The sequence below is a fragment of the Neoaquamicrobium microcysteis genome, from assembly GCF_008180155.1.
GTDB classification, from domain to species: domain Bacteria; phylum Pseudomonadota; class Alphaproteobacteria; order Rhizobiales; family Rhizobiaceae; genus Aerobium; species Aerobium microcysteis.
Map to the genome: position 1 here is coordinate 121,064 of NZ_VSZS01000067.1, position 26,548 is coordinate 147,611.

Here is a 26,548-nt window from a genome sequence, read left to right on the forward strand (position 1 = left end):
GGCACGTTGAGACGGCTGGGCGAGGCGATAGAGCGCGCCGGCGGCTTGTGGCTGCTGGCGGGGCTCGTGGCCGTCGTCCTGTTGCCGTGGTATCGCATCGCCCCGCCTCCTCTCGAAGGCGGGACGACGATGCTTGGGTCGGCGCTGGCAGAGGGCCTCGCCGGCCGTCTCTGGCTCCTGCCTGTCGTCGCCGCCATGCTGGCGCTCGCCGCCATGCGCGGGGTGGCTGGTGAGCGGTGGCGCGCCCACGGCGCGACCCTGCCTCTGGCTGTCGCAGGCCTGGCCCTGCTGATCTTTCAAGCATTCGCCGTGGGGCTGCGCGGCCCTTCCGTGGACTGGATCGCGGCGCTCGCGCCGGCCGCCTCGCTGGGGCAGACGGGCATCGGCCTTGGCGGATTTCTGGCGGGGCTCGCCTTCTGCGGCCTGATTGCGGATGCGCTTGCCGCCCGCGGTTTTTGCCGCGGTGACCGCTTCGCGTCTGCCGGTGTCGTCATCGTGGTGGCGCTGCTGTCGCTATTCGTCTTCTTCCCGATATTCAAGCTTGCAACCGCCTCGCTGGTTCGGCCCGACGGCACGCTGGCCTTCGCCGCCTTCGGCGAGCGCCTGATGGCCGGCGACCTTTGGGGGACGGCCTGCCTCTATTCGTCCGCGCGCTGTGGCGTTGTCGTCAACACGCTCATTCTCGGCATCCTCGCGGGCGTCATCTCCACGGCGCTCGGGCTGGCGCTGGCGCTGCTGGTCGCGCGCACCTCCATCCCGTTCAAGAACACGCTGCGCGCCGTCTCCATCCTGCCGATCATCACGCCGCCCTTCGTGGTGGGCGTCGCCATCGTCGTGCTGTTCGGCCGTACGGGCCTCGTCACCGGCTGGATGTACGACTGGTTCGGCATCGTGCCGTCGCGCTGGATTTACGGCCTCCCCGGCGTGCTGCTGGCACAGGTCCTGTCGTTCGCGCCGGTCACCTTCCTCGTGCTGCTCGGCGCGGTCGAGGCGATCAACCCCACGCTCGAAGAAGCCTCCAAAACGCTCGGCGCACGGCCTCTGGCAACGTTCCGCACGGTGACATGGCCTCTGCTGCGGCCTGCGCTGGCGGCGGCGTTCCTGCTGGCCTTCATCGAAAGCCTCGCCGATTTCGGCAATCCCATCGTGTTGGGTGGCGGCTACGAGGTGCTGTCGATCAAGATATTCTTCGCCGTGGTCGGCGCACGCTACGATCTCGGCAACGCGGCCATGCTGGCGATGATCCTTCTCGCGCTGACGCTTGGCGCATTCTGGCTTCAGCAGCGCTGGGTCGGGCGCAAGAGCTACGTAACCGTCACCGGCAAGTCGGACGCGGGCCTCTACGCCCCGCTGCCCAAGGCGATGACGATCCCGGTCGCGCTCGCCGCCGTCTCATGGGTGGCCGTTACCCTCGGCGTCTATGCGGTCATCGTAATCGGCGGCTTCGTCACCGATATCGGCAGATGGGACCTGACGCCGACCTTCCGTCACCTGTCGACGGCGTTCTCGTTCGAGGTCGGGATGGACGGCCTTCGGCTATACGGCTCGGCATGGAACTCGCTGCAGACGACGCTTTGGGTCGCCGCCATCGCGGCGCCGCTCACGACTGCCATTGGCATTCTGACGGCCTATCTCGTGTCGCGGCAGGAGTTTTTCGGCAAGCGCGCCTTCGAGTTCGGCACGATGCTCTCCTTCGCCATCCCCGGCACGGTCGTCGGCGTCTCCTACGTTGCCGCGTTCAACGTGCCCCCGGTCGACATTACCGGCACGGCGGCGATCCTCATCATCTGCTTCGTCTTCCGCAACATGCCCGTCGGCATGCGCGCCGGCATCGCAGCGCTTGCGCAGATAGACCGCAGCCTCGAGGAAGCCTCGCAGACCCTCGGCGCACGCGGCATGGCATCCATGCGCACGGTTGTTCTGCCGCTGGTGCGGCCGGCAATCTTCACTGCCATGATCTACTCCTTCGTCACAGCGATGACGGCGGTCAGCGCGGTCATCTTCCTGGTCAGCGCGCGCCACAACATGGCCACAGCCTACATTATGGGCCGCGTGGAGAACGGCGAATACCCGCTCGCCATCGCCTATTCGGCTGTCCTGATGATTATCATGATCGTCTGCGTGCTGCTCATCAGCCTTGTGATCGGCCGCCGCAAGCTTGGCCGCCGCACCGAACTTCAGGGCGTGGCCGCACCGGCCGCAGCCATATAGGAATACCCATGAGCGAAAACGCCATCGAGTTCACCAAAGTGCAGAAGCGCTACGGCGCTGTCACCGCGGTCGACGACATCTCGTTCGGGATCAGGCGCGGCGAGCTCGTCACCTTCCTCGGCCCCTCCGGCTGCGGCAAGACGACGACGCTGCGCCTCGTCGCCGGCCTCGAACTGCCCACGGCAGGACAGGTCCTGATCGCCGGCAAGGACGTCTCCAAACAGCCGGCATCCGAGCGCAACGTCGGCATGGTGTTCCAGTCCTACGCGCTGTTCCCACATATGAGCGTCATGGACAACGTGGCCTACGGCCCCGTCATCCGCGGCGGAAACAAGGCCGAGGCCGTCGCGCGCGGCCGCGAAATCCTGTCGCTGCTGGGCCTCTCGGGATTGGAAGAACGCCTGCCGTCGGAGCTTTCTGGCGGCCAGCAGCAGCGCGTCGCGGTGGCCCGCGCCATCGTGCAGCAGCCGGACGTGCTTCTGTTCGACGAACCGCTTTCAAACGTCGATGCAAAGCTGCGGCGCCGCGTGCGCGAGGAAATCCGCGACCTTCAGCGGCGCTTCAATCTGACGGCCGTATACGTCACCCACGATCAGGAGGAGGCGCTGGCCGTGTCCGACCGTATCGTGGTCATGTCCAACGGGCGCATCGCGCAGATCGGCACGCCATCCGACCTTTACGAGCGGCCCAACTCCCGCTTCGTCGCTGACTTCATCGGCGATGCCAACCTCATCGAGGGCACCGTCGAGGCAGGTCAGGGCGGCCCCATCTTCAGGGCCGACGATGCGGCGATGCAACTTGCCGGCGATGCGACGCCCGGCAAGGCGACCCTCTCGATCCGCCCGGAGCGCATCGCCCTTCGCGCCGGCGAGGGCCAGTTGCAAGGCACGATCGAGACGGCGACCTATCTTGGCGGGCGCACAGAATACCGCGTCGGCACACCGTTCGGCCCGCTGCTCGTCTCCGCCCCGGCCACCGCGCCCACCCACAAGGTCGCGGATCGGGTGGCAGTCGAGATCGCGCCGGACGCCCCCACCATCGTCGAACACGAACGAAAGCAGTAGCATGCAGGACACCGAAACGAAGGCCAGGCAGGAACTGGCCGAACGCGTCGCGCGCGAAGCCGGCGCATTGGCGCTTTCCTATTTCACCGACCGCGACCAGCTTGTCATCGAGACCAAGGCGGACCCGCAGGACGTGTTCTCAATTGCCGACAGGAACGTCGAGACGCTGGTGCGCGACGCGGTCTCGCACGCCTTCCCAGACGACGGCTTCCTGGGCGAGGAATATGGCCTGACGGAAGGCACCAGTGGCTTCACCTGGGTGGTCGATCCCATCGACGGCACCAGCGCCTTCATCTTCGGCATTCCCGCGTGGTGCGTTTCGCTGTCCCTGCTCCATGGGGACGAGGCTGTAGCCGGCGTAATCTATGCGCCGCCGACCGACGAGCTGTTTTCCTGCATGAAGGGGCATGGCGCGACGCTCGACGGCAGGCCGCTGAAACTCACGGCGGACACAACCCTGCGCAACGGCCTCACCGGGCTCGGCGCCAACTTCCGCGTCCCGCGCGAGACGGTCGTGCAGTTTCTCGACGGGCTGATGCAGCTTGGCGGCATGTTTATCCGCAACGGCTCGGGCGCGCTCATGCTCGCGCATGTCGCGGCGGGCCGGCTTGCCGCCTACTACGAGCCGCACATGAACGCATGGGACTGCGTGGCCGGAATGCTCATGGTGCGCGAAGCGGGCGGCTGGATCGGCCCGATGCCGGTCGGCGACCTGCTCATGGAGGGCGGCCCCGTACTTGCGGCAGGGCCCGGCGCGCGCGACGAGTTCGAGGTTCTCGCTAGCCGCGCGCTCGCATCGGCCGGTTAAGCCGCCATCGCCTCGGGCGGCGGCGCCTTCGCGCCGGTCATGAAGGCCACCGCGTCCGACATGGTGTGCTGCTTGGGGTCGATCACGCACAGCCTGCGGCCCAGCCGGTGCACGTGGATGCGGTCCGCCACCTCGAAGACGTGCGGCATGTTGTGTGAGATCAGCACGATGGGCATGCCGCGCGACTTCACGTCGAGGATGAGTTCCAGCACGCGCCGCGATTCCTTGACGCCGAGTGCGGCGGTCGGCTCGTCCATGATGACGAGCTTGGAGCCGAAGGCCGCCGCCCGCGCCACCGCCACGCCCTGCCGCTGGCCGCCTGACAGCGTCTCCACCGCCTGACTGATGTTCTGGATCGTCATGAGGCCCAGTTCGGACAGTTTCTCCCGCGCGATGCGTTCCATCGCCTGCCTGTCCAGCAGTTTCAGATACTGGCCCATGAAGCCTGGTTTGCGGATTTCGCGGCCCAGGAACATGTTGTCGGCGATCGACAACGCGGGCGACAGCGCGAGGTTCTGGTAGACCGTCTCGATGCCCGCTTCCCGGGCCTCCATCGGCGATCGGAAATCCACCACCTGCCCATCGAGGCGGATTTCGCCTTCGTCGGGGCGGATGGCTCCCGAGATCGCCTTGATGAGCGAGGATTTACCCGCGCCGTTGTCGCCGATCACGGCTAGGATTTCACCGGGATATAGATCGAAATCGGCTTGGTTTAGCGCGGTGACGCGGCCGTAGCGCTTGACCAGACCGCGCGCGGTGAGAAGGGGCTGGGTCATGACGAAAGCTTCCTGATCCACTGGTCGATGCCGACCGCGATGATGGTGAGCCAGCCGATGGCGAAGACCTGCCACAGCACGTCCACGCCGGCGAGCCTTAGACCGGAATTGAACACGCCGACGATCAGCGCGCCGATCAGCGGCCCGATGATCGAACCGCGCCCGCCGAAGAGCGAGATGCCGCCGATCACCACTGCGGTGATGGATTGCAGGTTCGCTTCCTGAAAGCTCTGCGGCGAGACGGAGCCGACGCGCCCGATGGAAGCCCATGCCGCGATGCCGCAGACGAGCCCCGCCAGCGCGTATACGGAAAGCAGCGTCCGGTTGGTGCGGATGCCCGACAACTCGGCCGCTTCCTTGTCATCGCCGATTGCGTAGACGTGCCGCCCCCATGCCGTGCGGTTGAGCATGTACCAGAGCACGGCGAAGATCAGCACCATCAGGATCGAGCCGTAGGTGAACTGCGCGCCGCCGATGCGGAAGCTCTGGCCGAAGAATTTCAGCAGCGGGGCGGTGGCGTCGATGTCCTGGCTGCGGATCGACTGTGCGCCCGAAAGCCACAGCGTCAGCGCGAAGAAGATGTTCCACGTGCCCAGCGTCACGATGAACGGCGGCAGCTTGAAGCGCGTGACGAGCAGGCCGTTCATCATGCCCGCCAGCGTTCCGCCCGCCATGCCCGCGCCCACGGCCAGCGGCGCCGGCACACCCATGCTGACGGCGAGGTTTCCCGTCACCACCGACATCAGCACCATGATCGCCCCGACCGACAGGTCGATGCCGGCGGTGAGGATGACGAGGCTCTGCGCAGCCGCCAGAATACCGATGATGGAGACCTGCTGCATGATGAGCGACAGATTGAACGCGCTGAAGAAATTGCTGCCTGCCACGAAGCCGAATGCGATGACGCTGACGAGGAGCACGATCACCGGCACCATGGTCGGGTTGCCGTGCAGGAAATGTTGCAGACGGTCGAGGGCGTTCTTCTCGTTGCCCTCGAAGGCGGCCACCGTGCGGTCGCTCATGTCGAGGGTATTTTCGAAGTCCTGCTTCTTCGGCCTGGTGCCAGCAGCTTCGCTCATTGTGCTTCCTCCCGAAAAGCCAACGGCAAGGTGATAGTGATCCCAAACGACGACACGGTCAAAGGGTGTTGCTCAAAGGGCTTCATGTCACCCTGTGACGTCCGCCGATCGCGCCACGCTCCTCCCTCCCCCCGTCACGGGGGAAAGGGTATGGAAGTAGGACGACGGCTGGCTGTCGCTATGGGGACCGCTTCTCCGCCGGCGATCCGCTGCCTTCGGCAGCGCTCCGGCGCTCAGAACATTGCATCGTGCCAGTGGCACGATGCCTTCGCCCTCACGAACCGGCCCCTCACCCCCAGCACTTCTCCAAGCCTTCGGCCGAGTCGATGGACTCGACGCCATCCACCGGCATGTCGGTGATGAGCGTCACGCCTGTGTCGAAGAAGTCGAGGCCTTCAGTTGGCTTGGGCAGCTCGCCGGACTCCGCATATTTGGCGATCGCCTCGATCCCCAATGCAGCCATCAGGAGCGGGTATTGCTGCGAGGTCGCGCCGATGATGCCTTCCTTGACGTTCTCGACACCCGGGCAGCCGCCATCGACCGACACGATCAGAACCCCATCCGTCTTGCCGAAGGCGCGAAGCGTCTCGTATGCGCCGGCAGCTGCAGGCTCGTTGATCGTATAGACGACATTGATGTCGGGATCTTTCTGGAGAAGGTTTTCCATCGCCGTGCGGCCACCCTCCTCGTTCCCGTTGGTCACGTCGTGGCCGACGATGCGCGCATCGTCCTCGTCGCCGATCCGGTTCTCGTCCTTGATATCGACGCCGAAGCCCTTGAGGAAGCCTTGGTCGCGCAGCACGTCCACCGAGGGCGCGCTAGGCGTCAGGTCGAGTAGCGCGATCTTGGCGTTGGCAGCCTCGTCGCCCAGCGTCGCGGCGGCCCACTGGCCGATCAGCTCGCCTGCCTTGAAGTTGTCGGTGGCGAAGGTTGCGTCGGCGGCGTCGATGGGCTCGAGCGGCGTGTCGAGCGCGATCACAAGCAGGCCAGCATCGCGCGCCTGCTGCACCACCGGCACGATGGCCTTGGTGTCGGACGCCGTAATAAGGATGCCCTTGGCGCCGGAAGCGATGCAGGTCTCGATCGCCTGCACCTGCGTTTCATGGTCGCCATCCACCCGTCCGGCATAGGTCGAAAGGTTGACGCCCAGTTCGGCCGCCTTGGCGGTCGCGCCTTCCTTCATCTTGACGAAGAACGGGTTGATGTCGGTCTTGGTTATCAGGCACGCGCCGACCTCCTGCGCGGAAGCCGGGGCAGCCAGCGCCAGCATCGCGGCGGCAGCGGCGCCGAAGACGGTGGTTTTGAAACAAGTGGTCACGGTAGTCCTCCCGGTTGCTGAGCAGGGCCGCAGGGCGGCCCCGGCACGAACGCATCGGCCGTCTCCTCCGGCCAATGCCGAGACAAAATTTGCACCAAGCTGCCAGTGAGTCAATAACTAAATCACTCTTATTTATTTATTGACGAAATAGGTCCCCGCCCTCATTGTGAAACGCTGAGGAATGCGCCATCAGGGAGGAAGGTGGTGGCGGGCATGATGAAGACCGAAGGGGCGCTGAAAAGCGAAATCGCCTTTCATCGGGGAACGAACCAGAGCGGGATGCGCGACAACAACGAGCGTCTCGTGCTTTCGCTCGTGCGCTTTCACGCCAGCCTTTCCAAGACCGAGATCGCGCGCATGACCGGCCTTTCGGCGCAGACCGTTTCGGTCATCATGCGGGAGCTGGAAGCGGACGGGCTGCTGCTTCGCGGCGAGAAGGTGCGCGGGCGCATCGGCCAGCCCTCGGTGCCGATGTCGCTCAACCCCGACGGCGCGTTCTTCCTCGGCCTCAAGGTCGGGCGGCGCAGCGCGGAGCTGGTGCTTCTGGATTTCCTCGGCCGCCAGCGCGCCATGCTTCACAGCGCCTACGCCTATCCGACCCCGTCGGCGACCATCGAGTTTGCTTCCGATGGCATCCAACGCCTGTGCGCCGGCCTCTCGCCGCAGCAGAAGGGCCGCATCGCGGGGCTGGGCATCGCCATCCCCTTTCAGCTATGGAACTGGGAAGACGCCAGCGGCGCACCCAAGGGCGCAATGGATGCTTGGAAGACGGTGGACATCCGCGCCGAGGTCGCCGCACGCTGCCCGTTCGACGTCTATCTCCAGAACGACGCGACATCGGCCTGCGGGGCAGAGCTGATCTTCGGCAATGAGGCTGCCTTCCGCGATTTCCTCTACTTCTATGTCGGGGCTTTCATCGGCGGCGGCGTGGTGCTCGACCGCAGGCTCTACGCCGGGTCCAGCGGTAATGCGGGCGCTATCGGACCGATGCCCGTTCCGGGGTCGCAGGGCACGATGCGCCAATTGATCGACGTCGCCTCGATCACCGTCCTGGAAGCGGCATTGAAGGCGAAGGGCGAGGATACCGATCGGCTCTGGGTGCTGCCCGAGGAATGGTGGGACATCGGCGAGGAACTCGACCGCTGGATAGACCATGCGGCGGCGGGCCTCGCCCACGCCATCCTCGCCGCGTCCTCGATCATCGACTTCGAAGCCGCCATCATCGACGGGTGGATGCCGCTCGACGTGCGTGCGCGGATGGTCGAGGCGGTCCGCAACAAGCTGGCACTTCTCGATTCCGAAGGGGTCGCGCTGCCGGCCGTCCGCGAAGGCTCGGTCGGCCACCATGCGCGCGCCATAGGCGGGGCCAGCCTGCCGCTGTCCGACCGCTTCCTGATCGGCGCTGCCGCCCGCTAGCTCTGCTGGTGCAGGTCCGCCATGCCCTTCGGCTGGCCGTCCAGCGGGTGCCGCCCCGTCGGCCGCTCGATCATGCGGCGCACTATAGGCGGATTTTCGCCGGCATGCAGCTTCCTGATCTGCTCGCCCACGATCGCGTCTGCGTGCGTCAGGCGCAGGTTGTAGCGCACATATTCCATCCAGGTCGGCAGATGATACGCCTCGATCCAGTGGCGAGGATGCTCCAGATCGCGCGTCAGGCTCCAGCGCCGCGCACCGTCGCGCTTCCTGATGCGGCGTCGCTCGGCCATCATCTCCAAAAACTCGCGCGTGTCCTTCTCGTCGATCTCGTATTCGATCATGATCTTCACCGGCCCGCTTCGGGGCGTGATGTCGAGTTCGAGATGCGGCTCGCGCCAGCGGTTGAGCGGGTCCAGGTTGAGCGAGGCAAGGGCGGGCAGCGCGAACCGCCCGAGACCCAGCAACGCTCCGCCTATCATCACCAGCGCCGCAAGCTGCAGCGCCGTATCAGGCCCGTAGGCCTCCGCGGCGAGGCCCCAGATCCAGCTGCCCAGAGCCATGCCTCCGAATGTTGCCATCTGGTAGAGCGACAGCGCGCGGCCGACCACCCAGCGCGGCGTGGACATCTGCACGGTGATGTTGAACATCGACAGCGCGATCACCCAGCAGGCTCCGCCGACCATCAGCGCCGTGAATGTCAGCCAAGGCCACGGGCTCAGCGCGATGATGAGCGCGCTGAGCGCAAAGCTGGTGAAGGAAAGCCGCGCGATCCACTCGGTGGACAGTCGCTGCCTCAGCGTGCCGCTGACGAACGCGCCGCCCACAGCCCCTGCCCCGAACGCGCCGAACAGAACGCCGTAGAGCAGCGCGCCGCCGCCCAGCAGGTCGCGCGTCACCAGCGGCAGAAGCGCGACGACCGAAATGACGGCGAAGCCGAAGACAAAGCCGCGCAGCAGCACCTTCTCGATATTGGGAGACATCGCCATGTAGCGAAGCCCCGATATGATCGCCAGGCCCAGCGGTTCGGGAGGCAGCGTGCTGGTGCTTGCCGGCGGTTTCCAGCGCAGCAGCACGAAGATGAGCGTGAGATAGCTGACGGCGTTGATCGCGAACGCCGCAACCGCACCGAAGGCCGCGACGATGGCGCCGCCGATCGCAGGCCCGACGCTGCGGGTGAGGTTGAAGCCCATGCTGTTGAGCGCCACCGCCGCCGGCAGGTCGGCTCGCGGCACCATGTCGCCGACCGACGCCTGCCAGGAGGGATTGTTGAGCGCGGCCCCGCAGCCGATGAGAAAGGTGAAGGTCAGAAGCAGCCACGGCGTCATCAGGCCCGTCCACGCGGTCAGCGCCAGCGCCACCGAGACGACCAGCATGAAGCTCTGCGCCACCAGCATCACCCTGCGCCGGTTGAAGTTGTCGGCAATGGCTCCCGATATCAGCGAAAACAGCATGATCGGCAGCGCCGTCGACGACTGCACCAGCGCTACCAGATCGGCGGAGGTGGAGATCAGCGTCATCATCCACGCCGCGCCGACCGTCTGGATGAGCGAGCCGAAATTCGTCACCAGACTCGCGATCCAGACCGACCGGAAAGTCCGGTGTCGGAAGGGAGCTAGGGTTGGCAGGCGTTCGATCACGATGGATATGGCACGGCGGGTCTGGGTCGAGAGCTGAAAGCCGCCTTTTGAGGGCGACTCGGGGTCAATTATCCTAGACATGAATGCGCCAGCAGCACAGGCGTAACGACTGTGCCACCGCCTGCCACGCCGCCGCCGCGCGTCCAAGGAACTCCCGCTCCTGTCGAGCATTATTGATTCATAATATTCGCTGGGGGATCCCATGGCCGTGAACGACGCCGACCAAAACACCGATGCGGCGCTTCCCGAGCCGATTCCAGGCCCCGATTCCACGTCGCGCCGCAACTTCGCGATCACCGGCATCTTCATCATCATGACGATCTACGCGCTCTATTTCGGGCGCGAATTTTTCATGCCGGTCATCCTCGCCTTCCTGTTCGCGCTCACCTTGACGCCAATCGTCAGGTTCGCTTCCAAACGCGGCATCCCCGCTCCCGTTTCCGCAACGATGCTGGTCGTCGCGTCGGCCGTCATCATCGCGGTGGGCGGATACCTCCTTAGCGGTCCGGTCATGCAGCTCGTCAACGACGCACCGCAGATCGGCCGCTCGCTCACGGAGCGCATGCATGAACTTCGCACGCCGCTGAACCGGCTGCTGGCGATTTCACAGCAGATAGACGAAGTCGCCGACACCAACCGCGACGAAGGCGTGCTGAAGGTGGCCGTCCAACAGCCCGGCATCCTCTCGCAGGCTGCCGGCAACATGCTGAGCGCCGGCACGACCATCGCCATCGTCTTCGTGCTGTCGCTCTTCCTTCTGGCCTCCGGTACGCTCTTCTACGAGAAGATCGTTCAGTCCTTCACGAAAATGAGCGAGAAGAAGCGTGCGCTACGCGTCGTCTACGACGTCGAGCGCGAAGTCTCCCGCTACCTGCTGACCGTTGCCATTATCAATGCAGGCCTGGGGGCCGTGATCGCCTTCGGTCTCTGGATCCTCGGCATGCCCACCCCGCTCCTGTGGGGCGTCATGGCAGCGCTTCTGAACTTCCTTCCCTATGTCGGCGCGCTGCTGGTGATGAGTGTGGTGACGGTGATCTCCATAATCACCTTCGACAGCCTCGGCTACGCGATGCTGGTTCCCACCTTCCTCATCATCTGCAACGTTCTGGAGGGTCAGATCGTGACGCCGTTGGTAGTCGGCCGCCGGCTGGAGCTCAACGCAGTCTCGATCCTGATTGCCGTGGCGTTCTGGTCGTGGCTCTGGGGCTTCATCGGCGCACTGATCGCCGTGCCTCTGCTGGTGGTCATCAAGGTCTTCTGCGACCATTTCGAAGGGCTCCAGCAGATCGGCAACTTCCTGTCGGCCCAACAGACGATGGACCGGGAGGAGTAGCGAGCCTCTACGCCTCCCCGCCGACAAGCGGCACGAACGCGACGCCGCCCAGGTCTTCCGTCGCGTACCCGTCCGACGAGTCGCGTGTCAGGCGCAGAAGACGCTGGCCGCCCCGCTGCGGTCCCACCGGCATGACCAGCACGCCGCCCGGCGCTAGCTGTTCCTTGAGTGCCGGGGGCACGGCCTCGCCACCGGCCGAGACGATGATGGCGTCGAACGGTGCGGCTTCCCTCCACCCGGCAGTGCCGTCGCCGATGCGAAGTTCGACATTGTCGTAGCCGAGTACCGCGAGGCGTTCGGAGGCAGCCCGCCCAAGTGCTGCATGCCGTTCCACCGCGTAGACCCTGTCGGCGATGCGACTGATGGCAGCCGCCGCATAGCCCGAGCCCGCGCCGACCTCCAGCACTCGCTGGCCGGGCCCGACGCCGGCGGCCTCGATCATCAGGGCCACGACGAAAGGTTGCGAGATCGTCTGGCCTTCGCCGATGGGAAGCGGGGTGTCGTCATAGGCGCGTTCTTGCAACCACTCGTCCACGAAACGCTCGCGCGGCACGGCACGAAACGCGTCCAGCACCAGCGGGCTCTCGATGCCGCGCGCAACGATCTGTTCCTCGACCATACGCCGGCGCGCGGCCTCCATCCCTTCGCGCTCCATCGACCCGTTCCTACAGGCGACAGAGGGTGATGCCATGCGCAACCGGGGCATACCCCATCGTCTGTCTTTTGCCGCCGATGGTTGCGCTGCCGGCGATCCTGGTCAATGCTGGCGGGGCTAGAAAATGAGAATTTCGGGAGGAAAGAAATGCTCAGAAGATCGGTCCTCGGACTGACGGCCGCCGGCGCGCTTGCCGCCGTCCTGCCCTTCACCGCTCCAGCCATGGCGCAATATCCGGATCGTCCGCTGACGATCATCGTTCCCTGGGGCGCTGGCGGCGGCACGGATGCCACTGCACGCATCATCGGCTCGGTACTCGAAAAGGAGCTTGGCCAGCCGGTCAACGTCGTCAATCGCACGGGCGGTTCGGGCGTCGTCGGGCACTCGGCGATCGCGGAAGCCGAGCCTGACGGCTACACGCTCGGCATCGCCACCGTCGAGATCGGCATGATGCACTGGCAGGGCCTGACCGACCTGACCTGGGAGAACTACACGCCGCTCGCGCTCATGAATGAGGATCCTGCCGGAGTGCAGGTGGCGGCCGATTCCGAATACGACACGATCGAGGCTCTTCTGGATGCGATCGAGGCGGGTGAACCGTCCACGTTCCGCGCATCGGGCACTGGCCAGGGCGGCATCTGGCATCTGGCCATCGCAGGCATGCTCAACGATCGCGGCATCGACCCGGCAAAGGTTCCGTGGGTGCCAAGCGAAGGGGCCGCACCGGGCCTGCAGGACCTGGTCGCCGGCGGCGTCAACATCGTGCCCTGCTCGCTGGTGGAAGCGCGGGCGCTGATCGATGCAGGCCGCGTCAAGTCGCTGGCCATCATGTCGTCCAGCCGCGCCGACCTGTTCCCCGACGTTCCGACCCTTGAAGAAGCCGTGGGCTCTGACTGGCAGATCGGCGCGTGGCGCGGCATCGTCGGCCCGTCCGGCCTGCCGGAGGACGTCGCTACGCGCCTCACCGAGGCGCTGGAGGCCGTCTACAACAGCGAGGAATACGCCAGCTTCATGCAGGGCCAGGGCTTCGGCGTTCGCTGGGCCGCAGGGCAGGAGTTCGCGGACTTCATGGCGCAGAGCAACACGGCGCTCGGCGACACGATGAAGGCCGTGGGACTGGCGCAGTAGCAACCACGCAGCCTGCTGAGGAGCGGGAGGGATTGCACGGATCGCCGCGCGTCCGCAAGGACGCGGCTTGGACGACCCGACACCCTTCCGCTCCCGCTTTCCTGCTGCTTGCGACGGGTGTTTTCGATGCGACTGAGCGACACCATGTTCGGCGTGCTGCTGCTGCTCTTCGGGGTTGCTGTCGGCTTATACGCGCAGACATTTCCCGATATCCCCGGCCAGCGCTACGGGGCAGCCGCGTTCCCCACGGCCATCGCCATCGGCTTTGCAGGCTGTGGGCTAGCCATGCTCGTGCGCGGCCTGCGAACCGCCTCCGGGCCGCTTTTCACCCGCACCGAGTGGACACGCAAGCCGGGCGCGCTGACCAGCGTGCTGGTGACGATACTGTGCGTCGTCGCTTACATTCTTCTGGCACGGCGCGTAGGGTTCATCCCCATGGCGGTCGTCATCCTGATCGTGCTTTTCCGCATGCTGCGCGTGCCGTGGTGGCAGAGCCTGCTGCTTGCCGTGCTGGCGGCCTTCGCATGCGACTACGTCTTCCGTTCGATCCTGCTGGTGCCGCTGCCCTTCGGGCTGATGCCGCGCCTGCCGTGGTGAGGAGAAGAGCGACATGAACGCCATCCTCGCCGCCTTCGAACTGGTCTTCACCTGGGACGTGATGCTCACCCTCGTATCGGCCGCACTCTTCGGGCTGCTCGTCGGCGCGGTTCCAGGCCTCACCGCCACCATGGCCACCGCGCTTCTGGTGCCCCTCACATTCTTCATGGACCCGATACCAGCCGTCGGCGCGATGGTGACATGCGCGGCGATGGCGATCTTTGCCGGCGACATTCCCGGCGCGCTGCTGCGCATTCCAGGTACGCCTGCGTCCGCCGCCTATGTCGACGAAGCCTACGCAATGACCAAGAGGGGCGAAGCCGAAACGGTGCTTGGCGCCTGCGTCCTCTTTTCCGCCATCGGCGGCCTTTTCGGCACGGCGGTGCTCATCTTCGCCGCACCCGCGCTCGCCGAAGTGGCGCTGAAATTTTCCTCGCAGGAATATTTCTGGATGGCGCTTCTGGGCCTCACCTGCGCCGCCTTCATCGGAGCGTCGTCCCCGGTCAGAGGTCTTGTGAGCTTGCTGATCGGACTGCTCATCTCGACCGTGGGCCTTAACAACCCGGCCGGCGTGCCGCGCTTCACGTTCGGCTCCACCGAGATGCTGGCGGGCATCGACTTCATACCGGCAATGATCGGGCTGTTTGCCGTCTCGGAAGTGTTCCGCACCATCGCCGCCGGCGCTCCGCCTTGGGACACGGTTCAGACCCGCGTCGGCAACATCTTCCGCAACTGGGGCGGCATGGTGCGAACCTACTGGCGTCAGCAGCTTCGTGGCAACGTACTGGGCACCGCTATCGGCGCGATCCCCGGCGCTGGCGCGGACGTAGCCGCCTATGTCAGCTACGCGGTCAGCAGGCGGTTCTCCAAAACGCCCGAAAAATTCGGCACCGGCCACGTCGAGGGCATCATCGAGAGCACATCGGCCAACAACTCGTCACTGTCGAGCGCTTGGGTGCCCGCGCTGGTGTTCGGCATCCCCGGCGACACCATCACCGCAATCGTTATCGGTGTGCTCTACGTCAAGGGCATCAATCCCGGACCGACGCTGTTCCTGTTCAACCCGCAGACGATCTACGCCGTCTTCCTCATTTTCATCCTCGCGAACCTGCTGATGATCCCGCTTGGCTGGCTCGTCATCAAGTTCGCCAAGCACCTGCTGCGCACGCCGCGCCAGGTGCTGATGCCGATCATCCTCGTCTTCTGCATCGTCGGTGCGTTCGCTTCCAACAACGCAGCCTACGGCATCATCCTCATGCTCGCCTTCGGTGTTCTGGGCTTCTTCATGGAGGAGAACCAGATACCCATTGCGCCGTGCATTCTCGGCATCGTCATCGGGCCGATCCTCGAGCGCAATTTCGTGACGACCATGATCAAGGCCGACGGCTCGTTCATCGCCTTCTTCGACCGGCCCATCGCCGCAGGGCTCGGCCTCTTCGTGCTGGCGATCTGGCTGTCGATGCTCGTCAGCGCGATCCGCAACCGCCGCCGCGGCGACCTGGACGAAGCCCTGTCATGAACCCTTGCGGTCGACGCCGTTGAGTTCGGCGACGATGTCGGAAAGCATCGGCAGGTAGTCGTCGCCCCGGCCGATGGCCTCTGCGGTCGCCAGCCCGTTCTTCACGGCGGAGGAAACGTAGCCGGCAATCCCGCTCTCCGTCGCAAGCGACACCAGATAGCGCATGTCCTTGTGCGCGTTGCGCAGCGTGAACTTGTGGGCGTCACGGTCGCGCTCGACGACGTATTTCATGAAGGTCTGGTAGAAGCCGCAATCCATGCGCCCTCCCCCGATCACGCTGTGAAAGGTGGCTGCATCGATGCCGTTCTTCGCGCCTATCGCCAGCGCTTCCGAATAGATCGCCGCGTAGCCGAGCGAGAGGAAGTTGTTGAGCAGTTTCATCGTGTGGCCGGCGCCCACCTCGCCGACGCGCACCGCCTTGCCCGCCCAGCAGTCGATCACCGGGCGCAGACGCTCGAAATCGTCCTGCGATGCGCCGACCATCGTGTCCAGCGTGCCTTCCCATGCTTCCTTGGGCGTGCGCGAGAGCGGCGCATCCACCAAAACGCCGCCCGCCTTGCGAAGGGCCGCTTCGAGCGCGCGTGTGGAGACCGGGTTGCTGGTCGAGCAGTCGACCACGGTCTTGCCTTCGCAGCCCGCGGAAATGATTTCGCCAACCACCGCCTCCACCTGCGGGCTGCCGGGAAGGCACAGGAAGATCACGTCGCACGCGCCGGCCAGCGTCGCCACGTCTGCCGCCTCGGTCGCCCCGCGCCTGAGGAGATCTTCCACCGGCTCGCGGTTGCGATGCCCCAGCACCGTGAGGGCATAGCCCGCCTCGACCATGTTCTTCGCCATGCCGTGCCCCATCAGGCCGACACCCACGAAGCCGATACGCGGTTTCTCGGTCATTGCTGCATCCTTTCGGTCAAGTCACGTGATGGAATAGCCGCCATCGATTGTCAGCACGGTGCCGGTGATGAAGGAGGCCGCCGGCGAACACAGGAACAGCACCCCGCCGGCAAGCTCATGCGGCTTGCCCCACCTTTTCAGCGCCGTGCGTTCCACGATGGCCGCGCTGCGCTGGGGGTCGGCGCGCAGTCCGGCCGTCAGCGGCGTCTCGATCCAGCCGGGAGCTATTGCGTTCACGCGGATGCCGTCGGCCGCATAGGCGATTGCGAGCGACTTGGTCATCTGGGCTATGCCGCCCTTGCTGGCTGCGTAGCCCGGAACCAGCCCGCCGCCGAAGAAGGACAGCATGGATGCGAGGTTGACGATCGCGCCGCCTTGTCGCGCCAAGAGCGGCCGTGCTGCGGCGCAGACCCGCATCGAGCCGGTGAGGTTGACATCCACCACCTCCGCGAACACCTCGGGGTCCAGTTCCTCGCCGCGGCGGATGATGCCGGCGCAGTTCACCAGCACGTCAAGGCGTTCCAGCGATGCGACCAGCGTAGACACCTCTTCGGCCTCCCGCACGTCCAGTCGTCTTATGTCGGCGCGTGAAAGCTCAGGGCTGCCCAGCGCCGCGTCGATCTCGCCGTCGCTCACGCCCGTGATCGTGACGGACGCGCCCGCATCCAGAAACGCAGTCGCGATCGCAGCGCCTATGCCCGATGTGCCGCCCGTGACGAGAACACGGCTTCCGCCCACCAGCGATGCCGCCCAGTGGGCCTCGTCGCTCGAAACGTTCTCAGGACTCATCGGATGAACTGGTCCAGATAGTCCGCCCCGAGGCCCACTTCGTCATAATGCTTGCGGCACATGTCGATCTTGGTGAACACGTCCTCGTAGCCCACCTGCCGGTTGTTCTCGTCCATGTAGACCATGCAGCCGGTGATGTTGAAGAAGGTGATCATCTCCTCGACATCGTCGGGCACCGTCAGGGTGTGGATTTCGCCCGGCGGCTCGAAGACGTAGGAGCCGGTTTCAGCGATCCAATCGTGCTCCAGATAGTGCCACCGCCCCTTGATGACGTATCCGTGCACCGGGTTGGGGTGGAGATGGCGCGACAGGATGCCTGACCGCCGCACGCGCAGGAGGTTGCACCACTGGCCCTGCATCGTGTTGAGCATCAGCGGCCTGAACCAGACATCCTTCGCCTGCGGCACCCATACCCGCTCGTCGTCGGGCACCGCCTTCACGGCTATCTCCGCCGCCGCGCACTGGTGGGCCGAATTGTTCATGGCTGCATACATGCGGTCTCCTCCCTCGCTTGCATCGGCCAGTATCGGCATTCGCCGGGCAATGCCAAGCCTTGCCGCCGCACAAAGAGGAGTTTGGCTATCGCAACGCGGTGACGCGCACGACTTCGGCCGGCGAGGTCAGCCCGTCCCGCGCCTTGCTCACGGCATCGTCCGCCATTGTCGTCATGCCGGCGCGCAGCGCCGCCGCTTCGATCCGGGCGTTGTCGCTGCCCTCGGAGGCCAAGGTCACCACCTCGTCGCTCAGCGTCAGGATTTCAAACACGGCGATGCGCCCGCGATACCCCGCGTCGGCGCAGCGCGCGCAGCCCACGGCCTCGTATGCGCTGTCGCCCGCTGCAAAGCCGACCGCAGCATAGCGTGGTTCGGCGTCGAGCATCTCCTGCGTGATCGTCATGGGCCGCTTGCAGTGCTCGCAAAGCCGGCGCACCAGCCGCTGCGCGACCACGCCTCGCACCGCTCCCACGAGAAGATAGTTCTCGATGCCGAGGTCGCGCAGGCGGGTGAAGGCGGCAGCAGCGGTGTTTGCGTGAACGGTAGTCAGGACGAGGTGACCCGTGAGACCGGCCTGGATCGCCGCGCGCGCCGTCTCGGGATCGCGGATTTCGCCGACGAGGATGATGTCTGGATCCTGTCGCACGAAAGCGCGGATCGCCGAGGAGAACGTCAGGTCGATGGCCGGCTGCACCTGCGACTGGACGATGCCGGGGATCTGGTATTCGACCGGGTCCTCGATGGTGACGATCTTGCGGCCGGGATCGTTCAGCCGCGACAGGGCGGCGGCCAGCGTGGTGGTCTTGCCGCTGCCGGTCGGGCCGGCGACCACGATCATGCCATGGGTGTGTTCGAGCAGATGATGCAGGGTCTCGGTATCGCGACCGCGCAGCCCTATGCTGCCCAGATCGACCAGCGCGCCGTCGCGCTGCAGGATACGCAACACAAGTGTTTCGCCGTGGATGGATGGCAGTGTCGCCACACGCATCTCGATGTCGCGGTCACGCACCTTCAGCCGCATTCCGCCGTCCTGCGGTCTGCGGCGCTCTGCGATGTCCAGCCCCGCCAGAACCTTCACGCGCGAGACGATCGGCTCGCCCATCTCCAGCGGCGGCGGCGCCATCACCCGCAGCACGCCGTCGATGCGGAAGCGCAGCACCAGCCTTCCGCGCATCGGTTCCAGATGGATGTCGGTGGCGCGAAGGTCGATCGCTCGGCGGAAGATGTCATCCACCGCCATGACGACAGGCGCACCGCTCGCCATGTCGCGAAGGTCGGCAATCGCCTCTTCCGAAGCGAAGGCGGTTTCGTCTGACGTGCCCGCGTCGGACCCGCCCGCCAGGCGTTCCAGTCTCGCCTCCATGTCCGGGGCGGATATGACGCAAACCTCGACACCGTCTTCCAGAACCGACAGCAGCGCATCGATGGGCTCGCTGTCACCGGGGTGCAGCGCACCCACGAGGCGCGACCCGTCCGGCGCGCGCAGCGGCAGAAGCCAGTTGTCGACGAGGAAACGCGGCGAAAGGTCGGATGCCGCTATATCCAGTTCGTCCAGCGCGTCGCCTGCAAGCAACCGAACGCCGTACCTTCCAGACAGGAACGCTGCCAGCGCATCGGCATCGACGAGTTGGGCGTCCACCAGCCTGTGAAGGTCCGAAGCGCGCGCCACACCGCCCGCTCCCAGAACCCGCTCCATTGCGGTCAGCCCGGCGAGTCCGGCCTGCGCCAGCGCCTCGACCATCGCGCGTCCGGCAAGCGATGAATCATGGATATTCATTACGTTTCCTGTCGTGCCGGCCCCGTCGGCTGCATGCGTGAAGTGTGTTTAACCAACGCGCATAAACGATAAGATGGGAAAACAGGTAGTACCCGTTGTCAAGTTCAAGCGCGCTGGGATACAGTCATTAACATTAAGTAAATATTGCGCGTTTGTTGAGGGCGTAAAGTGAAAATCGGCGGGGGCATCCACGCGAGCAGGCTGGCACGCGTCGCGGCGGCGGTTGGCGCATTCGCCCTCCTGTTGTCGGCGTGCGTTTCCGGCACCAACCTCGAAGAGGCGATGAGGCCTGACCCGCTCGACCGGGCAACCAACGCCGACCTCAGTGCGCGCACTCCTTCTGGCGGCGGCTTCCTGGCGGGGCTTGGCTTCGGCCGCTCGGGCAATCGCCAGGCCCAGATCTATACCGGTTCCGGCAATGGCGGCTCCATCGTGGCACAGGCTAGCCAGATGTCAGGCGTCATCTCCAGCGGCGAAACCTTCGAGGTCAATCTCGACAATGCCGAGGTCGCGGTCGCCGCCCGCACCATCCTGGGCGAAATCCTGCGCATCAGCTATGTCATCGACCCGCGCGTTGCCGGGCAGGTCAGCATCGTCACCGCGCGCCCGGCGCCGGCCGCCGAAATCCTGACGCTGTTCGAGGCCGCGTTGCGCAGCAACGACACGGCGCTGGTGCGCGAGGGCGACCGTTTCCGGCTCATGCTCGCCGCCGATGCCATGGGCGTGGCGCAGCTCGACCAGGGTGTAACCATCCAGCCGGGATACGGCGTCACCGTACTTCCGCTCCGCCATGTTTCGGCGGCCAACATCCTGCCATTGCTGGAAAACTTCGTCACGCGTCAGGGCATGGTGCGGGAGCATTCCGGTGGAAACGCGCTCATCTTCCAGGGCACGGCCGCCGAGCGCCGCGCCGGCATCGAGGCCGCACGCTCCTTCGATCAGGACTGGCTGGCCGACCAGTCGGTCGGCCTTTTCCCGATCGAGAACTCGACCCCGCAGGCCATGATCCCGGAGCTTGAGCGGGTACTCGACCTGCGCGAGGGCGGGCGCGGCCGCAACACGATCAGCCTCCAGCCGATCGACCGCACAAACACCATCATGGTCGTGGCGCGATCCAGCAGCCAGCTCCAGCGCGCGGCAAGCTGGATCAAGCGGCTCGACACCACAAACGTCGCGGGCTCGAACCTGCGCGTCTATCGTGTGCAGCATGTCGATGCGCGCCGGCTGGCCTCCATGGTCAACGCCATCTTCGTCGGCGGTGCTTCGGCACAGGAAGATCCCTCGCAGCAGTTTCCGCCCGGCTCCAGCCCCACCATGCAGCAGGGCGAGGAACTGACGGCACTTGCGTCAACGGGCAGCGAAAGCGGCGACGTACCCTCGTTCGGCGGGGCCGGCAACAGTTTCGGCGCCCAGAACTCCGCTTTCGCCGGCGGGCAGGATCAGGGCTTCTCCATGGGCGGTGGCGGCGGCCAGGGCGCCCTGCTCCAGAATGTTCGCATCACGGCAAATCAGGAAAACAACTCGATCCTGATCTACGCGCGGCCCGATCAGCAGCAGGTCATCGAACAGGCCATCATGGCGCTCGACCGGCCGTCGGCCCAGGTCGCCATCGAGGCGACGATCGCCGAAGTCGTCCTCACCAACGAGCTTCGCTACGGCGTGCAGTTCTTCCTCAAGTCGCGCGATCTGGGCGGCGGAGATGACGACGGGTCCATCGGCCTTTTCCGCGATGTCGGCGAAGCGGCGCTGTCGCGCGTGCTGCCCGGCTTCAACCTCCTGCTCGGTCCTGAAACGGACCCGCGTCTCATCATCGACGCGTTGCGCGGCGTGACCGAAGTGAAGATCCTGTCCTCGCCCTCCGTCGTTGTGATGGACAACCGGCCCGCCAGCCTACAGGTCGGCGACGAGGTGCCGATCGTGACGCGCACGGCGCAGTCGATCACAGACCCCGACGCGCCGGTCGTCAACAATGTCGAGTTCCGCAACACCGGCGTGATCCTCAACGTGCTGCCGCGCATCACCGCCAACGGCACCATCAACCTGCTGGTCGAGCAGGAGATCAGCTCCGTCGCGCGCGGCTCGGCATCGCTCACGCCGACGATCTCGCAGCGCAAGGTCAACTCCACCGTCTCCATCGCCAGCGGCCAGACCGTGCTTCTGGGCGGCCTCATCAGCGAGCGACAGACCAAGGGCCGCGAAGGCATTCCGATCCTCGGCGACGCGCCGATAATCGGCGACCTCTTCCGCACTAACACCAACAACGCCACGCGCACCGAACTGATCGTCCTGATCCGCCCGCAGATCATCCGTGACAGCCTCGACGCGCAGAACGTTGCCGAGCAGATGCGCTCCCAGCTGCGCCTGATGAACACGCCCGGCCGCAACGTTCCGCTTCCGCCGCCTGCCCAGACCCTGATCGAATGAGCGGCGCGGCCGGGCGCCGCCGCTTCGCTACCGCCTTGCTGGCCGGCGCACTCCTGCTTGCGATATCGCCGACCTTGCCCGGCCAGCCGGGGTGGCTGATGGCTGCTTCAATGCTGCTTTGCGTCCTCGCGGCAGCCGTTGCGATAGAAGATCTCGCCCGCATGCTGATTCCGGACGGCTACACCGCCGCAATAGCACTGGTCGCCTCGTCTATCGCATACGGGCTGGGAGGCTGGACGCTTTTGGGCCTCGCCCTGTTCGACGCGCTTCTTGTCGGCGGGTGCCTGCTTGCGGTCACCCTCGTCTACGAGCGGCTGCGCGGCCGGTCCGGTCTCGGCTTAGGCGATGTCAAGCTGCTTGCGGCCTCTGCCATCCTGTTGGGCATCTGGGGCGTCGGAGTGCAAGTGCTTTTGGCCTGCGTCGCCGGGCTGGCATTCGCATCGATCCGGGCCGTTCGACGTGGGCGCCCGCTACGCGCCATCACCCGCATCCCCTTCGCCACCTTTCTGGCTCCGGCAATGGTCCTCGTCTGGGCGTGGGGGCCCTATTAGGCAAGGCCCGCGCAAGCCATATGCGCTAGCCTGTTTGCCGTGGGATTCCGCCTTTGGATCGGCTGTCCCGACGCAGCGCGCGAGGAACGCATGACGACGATCTCCGGCACCAACCCGTTCTCGCCCAATTCCGCCAAGGGGCAGGAAAAGCCTCATCAGGAAGCCGCTGGTAAGCAAAAGTTCACCGACGCGTTGAAGCTTCTCGAAGCTGCCAAATACGGCAAGCTGGTTGCCGACGGGCTACCCTTTCTTCCCGGTCCGATAGCGGATGGCCTGCCGTTCACCCCGTCGCCGCGTCCCGACGGTCTTCCCTACAACCCCGGCCCGATAGCGGATGGCCTGCCGTACACGCCGTCGCCGCGTCCCGACGGGCTTCCTTTCAACCCCGGCCCGATAGCGGACGGCCTGCCGTTCGTGCCACCGCCGCGTCCCGACGGGCTTCCCTTCAACCCAGGCCCGATAGCGGATGGCCTGCCGTACACGCCGTCGCCGCGTCCCGACGGGCTTCCTGGCCCGATAGCGGACGGCCTGCCGTTCGTGCCACCGCCGCGTCCCGACGGGCTTCCTTTCAACCCCGGCCCGATAGCGGACGGCCTGCCGTTCGTGCCATCGCCGCGTCCCGACGGGCTTCCCTTCAACCCAGGCCCGATAGCGGACGGCCTGCCGTTCATGCCCGGGCTTCGTCCTGATGGTCTGCCTTTCACGCCGGGCCCAGTGGCGGACGGCCTGCCGTATAATCCGGACATTCTCCCCGACGGCTTGCCTTTCTTTCCGGGCCATAAGGACGACGAAGACAGCATCGCTCTGATGAAAAAGAAGCTTGCGCTCGAGTTTCTGGACAAACCGAAGCCCGACGGCCTGTTCGGCGAGTGACGCCCTTCCGCAGGGCTACGGCGTCTCACGCATGAGACGCAGGCATTCGTCGGCCTCTTCGGCGGTCGCGCATGAGGCTGGAAGCTCGGCGCGCGGCCGCGCATAGGCAACCTGCCGCCAGGGTCGCGGCGTCGTTCCCGATATCTCGATGCGTATCAGCCAGGGCAGCCGCCTCATCCCGCTCCAGCTTTCCGTGAAAGCTCCATCCGGCCCGGCATAGGACAACTGAAGCGCTGCATCGCCGCGCATCAGAGGCAGGTCTTCGCCGCCGCTTCCCGCCTCGACTCCGTAATTCCGTCTCAGCCTCATGATCGCACGTTCGCCGTCGATCGCACCGCCCAGATACGCGACCCTGTCCAACCCTGCCCTCGGTTCGAAGCCGAGGGCGGGCCGCACGAAAGTGACCTGCCCCGCGTCACCCTCGAAGGTTCCGCGCACATCCGCCCCGTCCACCACAAGAAGCGGCAGCGCCGCCTCGATCTCCTCCACCATCCGGTCCAGCACGGTAGCGGCGATGTCCTGCCGCGCGCCAAGAAGCGTTATGCGCTGCCACTGGCCGGCCCAGCTTCCGGTGTAGAGTGCGATGCCGGCAAACAGCACCGTTGCCAACAACAGCGCCAGCAGTGCTTCGAGCAGGGTGAAGCCCCGGCGGCGCGCATTGCGCTTCGTCACAGCGGCGCGCTCCGCACCGTCACGGCAAGCACGGCGGGGGAAGACGAGGGGCGGCGCACTGCCAGCGTGTAAAGCTCCCAGCCGGCTCGCCGGAGGTCGCGCGTTCCCTCGTCGATGCGCGGGCGCACTTCGATCTCGTATTCGCCGATGACGAACTCACCGGCGCGCAGCGGCTCAAGTGCCATGGCGGCAGCAATTGCCAACTGCAGCTCCGCCCGCCGTTCCATGGACCGCTGCACGCCTGCGAAAGACGCCGAAACGCTCGAGACGATAGCGCCTACGGGCAGGATGACCAGCACGGCGACCACGAAGGCCGCCATCACCTCGACAAGCGTAAAGCCTCGCCTTGCCCGTCTCATCGCGCGGTCATCTCGACGCGGCCGGTCAGCCAGTCCACGCGCAGCAGCGCCTCGTGTCCGGAGCCGGAAAGCGACAGCACTCCGCCGCACGAGCGCCCATCGGGCAGGAACCTCAGCGCGCGGCGTCCCCTGTCCAGCGGGCATTGGCTCGACGTGCTCCAGACAAGGCGGATGTCCTGCCGCACGCTGACGATCTCGCCGGGGCCTTCTATCTCGCCGGTCATCACGTCGACCACGACATCCGTTGGAGAGCGATCGCGGATCGCCATCGTCCGGCCATACCGGAAAACGGCGCCGACACGCACCGCCTCGGCCATCACGTCGTTGCGCGAAAGCGAGCCCGTCGGAACGGGCATCAGCACATAAGCGGCAAGCGCCATGACGGCCAGCGCCAGAACCACGTCGAGCAGAACTATGCCGCGCCGGGCCTTGCGCGTGCGCAGCATGGTCAGCGTGCGCATAATGCTGTCACTACTGGGTCGCGCCGACTCCATCGGGTCCTCTGGACACGATGTTGTAGGTCCCGCCGCCAGCCGAGTAGATGTAGTCCTGCCCCCACGGATCGCGCGGGAGCGAGCTGCCGCGCAGATAGGGCCCGTTCCAGGAGGTGGCTCCCGAGGGCGGCTCCATCAGCGCGCGCAGCCCCTCGGCCTGCGTCGGATACCGGCCGACATCGATGAAGAAGATGTCCAGCGCGCTGGAAAACGCCTCGATCTGCAGCTGCGCTGCCCGCTCGCGCGATTCGGTAAGCTGCCCCAGGACACGCGGCCCGACCAGCGCGGAGATGAGCCCGATGATGGCCAGCACCACCAGCATCTCCACCAGCGTGAACCCTGCGCGTCTGCGCCGGCTGCCCGCCTTGCGCGCCGCAATGCCGGATTGGACGACCTTTTTCATGCTCCCACCCCTAACGAACCAGGTCATTGAAGGACATCAGCGCCGACATGATTGACACAATCATACCGCCGATCAAGACGCTTATAATGATGACCGCGGCCGGCCCGATAAAGCCGACCAGCCGCGACAATTGCCGCTCCAGCCTCGCCTCATAGAAATCTGCCGCGCGATAGGCAAGCCCGCTCAGATCGCCGCTTTCTTCACCCAGCCGCAGCATGCGCACCGCGAGCGCAGGGAGGCGCAGGATCTCAAGCGCCTCGCCCAGCCTGCGCCCTTGCCGCACCGCGTCCGAGGCGCGCTCTGCGCGAAGCTCGGGATCTGCCGGGTCGATCGCGTCGCCAATCAGCTTGACGGCGACTGGCACGGCCACGCCGGCTTCCACCATGATGCCCATCAGGCGGGCGAAACGCGCGGTGCGATAACTCACCGCTATTTCTGAAAGGAATGGCAGTCTGCTCACCGCCTTGCGCAGCCGGGCGCGAAATGCAGGCCGTCTCCCGGCCAGCAGGCCCACCAGCAGCAACCCCGCAAGCCCGCCCAGTATCAGGTCGCTGTTGTTGCGCACCCAGCGCGACAGGCCGAACATCACCTGGACGAACTCGTTGCCCTGCCCCGTCTGCGCCAGTACGGGCTCGAACTGCGGTACGACGCCGACGAGGAAAAACACCATCACCGCGACGACGCCTGCGAGCAGGAAGGCCGGGTAGCGCAAAGCCTCCGAAACCTTGGCGGAAAGCGTCTCGAAGCGCTGGCGTTCCTCGGCCACGCGCGCCAGCAGCACCGGCAGCCGCCCGGACCGTTCCGCGATCCTTATCATCGCCACCTGAAACGGCGGGAAGAGACCCGGCCAGTCTTCCAGCGCCTGAGAGAACGACCGCCCGTTGGCCAGTTCGCCGCGCAGGTGCGAGACGACCGGCCGCAGCCGGCCATTGTCGAACTCCCGCTCCATGATCGACAGCGCCTCATCGACACGGATGCCCGCATTGATCATGATCGAGAGGTCGGAAAGAAACCTGGTGACCTGCGTCGCCGCGACGTTCAGCCGTCGCCCCGTCCGCGGCGTAGATGCCTTGCGCTGGTCCACGCTGACGGGGATGAGGCCCCGCCGGTCGAGGATGCGCAGCACCGCATCCGCGTCGGCCGCGTCCAGCTCGCCGGTTTCCACGCGCCCCTCTGGCGTAACCGCTTTGTAGGCGAACGCCGTCATCGCGCCGCTTCGCCTTCGCGGCGCAGAGGAACCATGAAAGACTTCATCTAACGTCTCGCATCACCAATCGTGT

General features: G+C 65.8%; 25 protein-coding genes. 11 read left to right on the plus strand and 14 right to left on the minus strand.

The features are described 5' to 3' along the window. Positions 1–6 precede the first annotated feature (6 nt). Genes FY036_RS19355 through FY036_RS19365 form a run of 3 tightly spaced genes read left to right on the plus strand, consistent with a single transcriptional unit; the run spans position 7 to position 4,083 of the window. Positions 7–2,211, plus strand: a complete 2,205-nt coding sequence (locus FY036_RS19355) for an ABC transporter permease (RefSeq protein ID WP_235897720.1) — start codon at positions 7–9, stop codon at positions 2,209–2,211. A gap of 8 nt (positions 2,212–2,219) precedes the next feature. Beyond that, positions 2,220–3,275, plus strand: coding sequence for an ABC transporter ATP-binding protein (locus FY036_RS19360; RefSeq protein WP_148916412.1), 1,056 nt, complete (start codon positions 2,220–2,222; stop codon positions 3,273–3,275). A gap of 1 nt (position 3,276) precedes the next feature. Then, positions 3,277–4,083, plus strand: a complete 807-nt coding sequence (locus FY036_RS19365) for an inositol monophosphatase family protein (RefSeq protein WP_148916413.1) — start codon at positions 3,277–3,279, stop codon at positions 4,081–4,083. Here the strand turns inward: FY036_RS19365 and FY036_RS19370 are convergent. The 3 genes from FY036_RS19370 to FY036_RS19380 all read right to left on the minus strand — a co-directional run bounded on the left by FY036_RS19370 (position 4,080) and on the right by FY036_RS19380 (position 7,208). Continuing rightward, a complete protein-coding gene (locus FY036_RS19370) occupies positions 4,080–4,859 on the minus strand; it encodes an ATP-binding cassette domain-containing protein (RefSeq protein ID WP_148916414.1) in 780 nt (259 codons plus the stop codon). The two genes, FY036_RS19365 and FY036_RS19370, sit on opposite strands and share 4 nt — an antisense overlap. Further along, on the minus strand, positions 4,856–5,938 hold the full coding sequence (locus FY036_RS19375) for an ABC transporter permease (RefSeq protein ID WP_148916415.1): 1,083 nt from the start codon (positions 5,936–5,938) through the stop codon (positions 4,856–4,858). The genes FY036_RS19370 and FY036_RS19375 overlap by 4 nt, the downstream gene beginning before the upstream one ends. Before the next feature lie 289 nt (positions 5,939–6,227). After that, positions 6,228–7,208, minus strand: coding sequence for a sugar ABC transporter substrate-binding protein (locus FY036_RS19380; protein WP_148916702.1), 981 nt, complete (start codon positions 7,206–7,208; stop codon positions 6,228–6,230). 261 nt (positions 7,209–7,469) lie between these two features. On the opposite strand from FY036_RS19380, the gene FY036_RS19385 reads away from it, so the two are divergent. Further along, the gene (locus tag FY036_RS19385; RefSeq protein ID WP_235897721.1) at positions 7,470–8,672 is read left to right on the plus strand and encodes an ROK family transcriptional regulator; all 1,203 of its coding nucleotides are present in this window, start codon (positions 7,470–7,472) and stop codon (positions 8,670–8,672) included. On the opposite strand, the gene FY036_RS19390 is transcribed toward FY036_RS19385, so the two are convergent. Then, positions 8,669–10,309 carry an MFS transporter gene (locus FY036_RS19390; RefSeq protein WP_235897739.1) on the minus strand — a complete coding sequence of 547 codons (1,641 nt, stop codon included), beginning with the start codon at positions 10,307–10,309 and terminating at the stop codon, positions 8,669–8,671. The two genes, FY036_RS19385 and FY036_RS19390, sit on opposite strands and share 4 nt — an antisense overlap. A 202-nt stretch (positions 10,310–10,511) precedes the next feature. Here FY036_RS19390 and FY036_RS19395 point away from each other — a divergent pair, with 202 nt between their 5' ends. Next, positions 10,512–11,642 (plus strand): AI-2E family transporter, encoded by a 1,131-nt coding sequence (locus FY036_RS19395; RefSeq protein WP_148916417.1) that lies wholly within the window; start codon positions 10,512–10,514, stop codon positions 11,640–11,642. Positions 11,643–11,649: 7 nt separating this feature from the next. Here FY036_RS19395 and FY036_RS19400 read toward each other — a convergent pair whose 3' ends face one another. Then, positions 11,650–12,297, minus strand: a complete 648-nt coding sequence (locus tag FY036_RS19400) for a protein-L-isoaspartate(D-aspartate) O-methyltransferase (protein ID WP_235897722.1) — start codon at positions 12,295–12,297, stop codon at positions 11,650–11,652. A gap of 147 nt (positions 12,298–12,444) precedes the next feature. Here FY036_RS19400 and FY036_RS19405 point away from each other — a divergent pair, with 147 nt between their 5' ends. The 3 genes from FY036_RS19405 (at position 12,445) to FY036_RS19415 (ending at position 15,541) form a co-directional block, all read left to right on the plus strand. Beyond that, positions 12,445–13,425: a tripartite tricarboxylate transporter substrate binding protein gene (locus FY036_RS19405; protein WP_148916418.1), complete on the plus strand. Its 981-nt coding sequence runs from the start codon at positions 12,445–12,447 to the stop codon at positions 13,423–13,425. 126 nt (positions 13,426–13,551) lie between these two features. Beyond that, a complete protein-coding gene (locus tag FY036_RS19410; RefSeq protein WP_148916419.1) occupies positions 13,552–14,022 on the plus strand; it encodes a tripartite tricarboxylate transporter TctB family protein in 471 nt (156 codons plus the stop codon). A gap of 13 nt (positions 14,023–14,035) precedes the next feature. After that, entirely contained in the window at positions 14,036–15,541 is a 1,506-nt protein-coding gene (locus tag FY036_RS19415) for a tripartite tricarboxylate transporter permease (RefSeq protein ID WP_148916420.1), read from the plus strand. Here FY036_RS19415 and FY036_RS19420 read toward each other — a convergent pair. The 4 genes from FY036_RS19420 to FY036_RS19435 form a co-directional block, all read right to left on the minus strand. Then, positions 15,536–16,432, minus strand: coding sequence for an NAD(P)-dependent oxidoreductase (locus FY036_RS19420; protein WP_148916421.1), 897 nt, complete (start codon positions 16,430–16,432; stop codon positions 15,536–15,538). The genes FY036_RS19415 and FY036_RS19420 overlap by 6 nt on opposite strands. Before the next feature lie 21 nt (positions 16,433–16,453). Next, a complete protein-coding gene (locus FY036_RS19425) occupies positions 16,454–17,221 on the minus strand; it encodes an SDR family NAD(P)-dependent oxidoreductase (protein ID WP_148916422.1) in 768 nt (255 codons plus the stop codon). After that, complete coding sequence (locus FY036_RS19430; protein WP_148916423.1) at positions 17,218–17,715, minus strand: 2,4'-dihydroxyacetophenone dioxygenase family protein; 498 nt, start codon at positions 17,713–17,715, stop codon at positions 17,218–17,220. The genes FY036_RS19425 and FY036_RS19430 overlap by 4 nt, the downstream gene beginning before the upstream one ends. 85 nt (positions 17,716–17,800) lie before the next feature. Continuing rightward, the gene (locus tag FY036_RS19435) at positions 17,801–19,492 is read right to left on the minus strand and encodes a GspE/PulE family protein (RefSeq protein ID WP_148916424.1); all 1,692 of its coding nucleotides are present in this window, start codon (positions 19,490–19,492) and stop codon (positions 17,801–17,803) included. Between the two features lie 168 nt (positions 19,493–19,660). Between FY036_RS19435 and gspD the strand changes: the two genes are divergently transcribed. From gspD to FY036_RS19450, 3 genes are all read left to right on the plus strand, one after another. After that, positions 19,661–21,916, plus strand: coding sequence for a type II secretion system secretin GspD (gspD, locus tag FY036_RS19440; protein ID WP_148916425.1), 2,256 nt, complete (start codon positions 19,661–19,663; stop codon positions 21,914–21,916). Then, a complete protein-coding gene (locus FY036_RS19445; RefSeq protein WP_148916426.1) occupies positions 21,913–22,467 on the plus strand; it encodes a prepilin peptidase in 555 nt (184 codons plus the stop codon). Before gspD ends, FY036_RS19445 begins: the two co-directional genes overlap by 4 nt. A 90-nt stretch (positions 22,468–22,557) precedes the next feature. Further along, positions 22,558–23,340: a hypothetical protein gene (locus tag FY036_RS19450; protein ID WP_148916427.1), complete on the plus strand. Its 783-nt coding sequence runs from the start codon at positions 22,558–22,560 to the stop codon at positions 23,338–23,340. A gap of 15 nt (positions 23,341–23,355) precedes the next feature. Here FY036_RS19450 and FY036_RS19455 read toward each other — a convergent pair whose 3' ends face one another. From FY036_RS19455 to FY036_RS19470, 5 genes are read right to left on the minus strand one after another with little or no spacing between them, the layout of a single operon-like run. Further along, positions 23,356–24,012, minus strand: a complete 657-nt coding sequence (locus tag FY036_RS19455) for a prepilin-type N-terminal cleavage/methylation domain-containing protein (protein WP_161601172.1) — start codon at positions 24,010–24,012, stop codon at positions 23,356–23,358. Beyond that, a complete protein-coding gene (locus FY036_RS19460; RefSeq protein WP_161601173.1) occupies positions 24,009–24,371 on the minus strand; it encodes a PilW family protein in 363 nt (120 codons plus the stop codon). Before FY036_RS19460 ends, FY036_RS19455 begins: the two co-directional genes overlap by 4 nt. Further along, positions 24,368–24,832: a hypothetical protein gene (locus FY036_RS23825; protein ID WP_161601174.1), complete on the minus strand. Its 465-nt coding sequence runs from the start codon at positions 24,830–24,832 to the stop codon at positions 24,368–24,370. Before FY036_RS23825 ends, FY036_RS19460 begins: the two co-directional genes overlap by 4 nt. A 10-nt stretch (positions 24,833–24,842) precedes the next feature. Beyond that, positions 24,843–25,268 (minus strand): type II secretion system major pseudopilin GspG, encoded by a 426-nt coding sequence (gene gspG, locus FY036_RS19465; protein WP_148916430.1) that lies wholly within the window; start codon positions 25,266–25,268, stop codon positions 24,843–24,845. 10 nt (positions 25,269–25,278) lie between these two features. After that, positions 25,279–26,475, minus strand: coding sequence for a type II secretion system F family protein (locus FY036_RS19470; RefSeq protein ID WP_148916431.1), 1,197 nt, complete (start codon positions 26,473–26,475; stop codon positions 25,279–25,281). Positions 26,476–26,548: the final 73 nt, after the last annotated feature.

Excerpts from the sequence above, each read along its gene's own strand:
- FY036_RS19360 (WP_148916412.1), top strand. The coding sequence starts at position 2,220 with ATGAGCGAAAACGCCATCGAGTTCACCAAAGTGCAGAAGCGCTACGGC.
- FY036_RS19470 (WP_148916431.1), bottom strand. The coding sequence starts at position 26,475 with ATGACGGCGTTCGCCTACAAAGCGGTTACGCCAGAGGGGCGCGTGGAA.
- FY036_RS19400 (WP_235897722.1), bottom strand. The coding sequence starts at position 12,297 with ATGGAGCGCGAAGGGATGGAGGCCGCGCGCCGGCGTATGGTCGAGGAA.
- FY036_RS19380 (WP_148916702.1), bottom strand. The coding sequence starts at position 7,208 with ATGCTGGCGCTGGCTGCCCCGGCTTCCGCGCAGGAGGTCGGCGCGTGC.
- FY036_RS19365 (WP_148916413.1), top strand. The coding sequence starts at position 3,277 with ATGCAGGACACCGAAACGAAGGCCAGGCAGGAACTGGCCGAACGCGTC.
- FY036_RS19460 (WP_161601173.1), bottom strand. The coding sequence starts at position 24,371 with ATGAGACGGGCAAGGCGAGGCTTTACGCTTGTCGAGGTGATGGCGGCC.
- FY036_RS19420 (WP_148916421.1), bottom strand. The coding sequence starts at position 16,432 with ATGACCGAGAAACCGCGTATCGGCTTCGTGGGTGTCGGCCTGATGGGG.
- FY036_RS19415 (WP_148916420.1), top strand. The coding sequence starts at position 14,036 with ATGAACGCCATCCTCGCCGCCTTCGAACTGGTCTTCACCTGGGACGTG.
- FY036_RS19445 (WP_148916426.1), top strand. The coding sequence starts at position 21,913 with ATGAGCGGCGCGGCCGGGCGCCGCCGCTTCGCTACCGCCTTGCTGGCC.
- FY036_RS19450 (WP_148916427.1), top strand. The coding sequence starts at position 22,558 with ATGACGACGATCTCCGGCACCAACCCGTTCTCGCCCAATTCCGCCAAG.
- FY036_RS19375 (WP_148916415.1), bottom strand. The coding sequence starts at position 5,938 with ATGAGCGAAGCTGCTGGCACCAGGCCGAAGAAGCAGGACTTCGAAAAT.
- FY036_RS19405 (WP_148916418.1), top strand. The coding sequence starts at position 12,445 with ATGCTCAGAAGATCGGTCCTCGGACTGACGGCCGCCGGCGCGCTTGCC.
- FY036_RS19435 (WP_148916424.1), bottom strand. The coding sequence starts at position 19,492 with ATGAATATCCATGATTCATCGCTTGCCGGACGCGCGATGGTCGAGGCG.
- FY036_RS19370 (WP_148916414.1), bottom strand. The coding sequence starts at position 4,859 with ATGACCCAGCCCCTTCTCACCGCGCGCGGTCTGGTCAAGCGCTACGGC.
- FY036_RS19385 (WP_235897721.1), top strand. The coding sequence starts at position 7,470 with ATGATGAAGACCGAAGGGGCGCTGAAAAGCGAAATCGCCTTTCATCGG.
- FY036_RS19425 (WP_148916422.1), bottom strand. The coding sequence starts at position 17,221 with ATGAGTCCTGAGAACGTTTCGAGCGACGAGGCCCACTGGGCGGCATCG.
- FY036_RS23825 (WP_161601174.1), bottom strand. The coding sequence starts at position 24,832 with ATGCGCACGCTGACCATGCTGCGCACGCGCAAGGCCCGGCGCGGCATA.
- FY036_RS19430 (WP_148916423.1), bottom strand. The coding sequence starts at position 17,715 with ATGTATGCAGCCATGAACAATTCGGCCCACCAGTGCGCGGCGGCGGAG.
- gspG (WP_148916430.1), bottom strand. The coding sequence starts at position 25,268 with ATGAAAAAGGTCGTCCAATCCGGCATTGCGGCGCGCAAGGCGGGCAGC.
- FY036_RS19410 (WP_148916419.1), top strand. The coding sequence starts at position 13,552 with ATGCGACTGAGCGACACCATGTTCGGCGTGCTGCTGCTGCTCTTCGGG.
- FY036_RS19395 (WP_148916417.1), top strand. The coding sequence starts at position 10,512 with ATGGCCGTGAACGACGCCGACCAAAACACCGATGCGGCGCTTCCCGAG.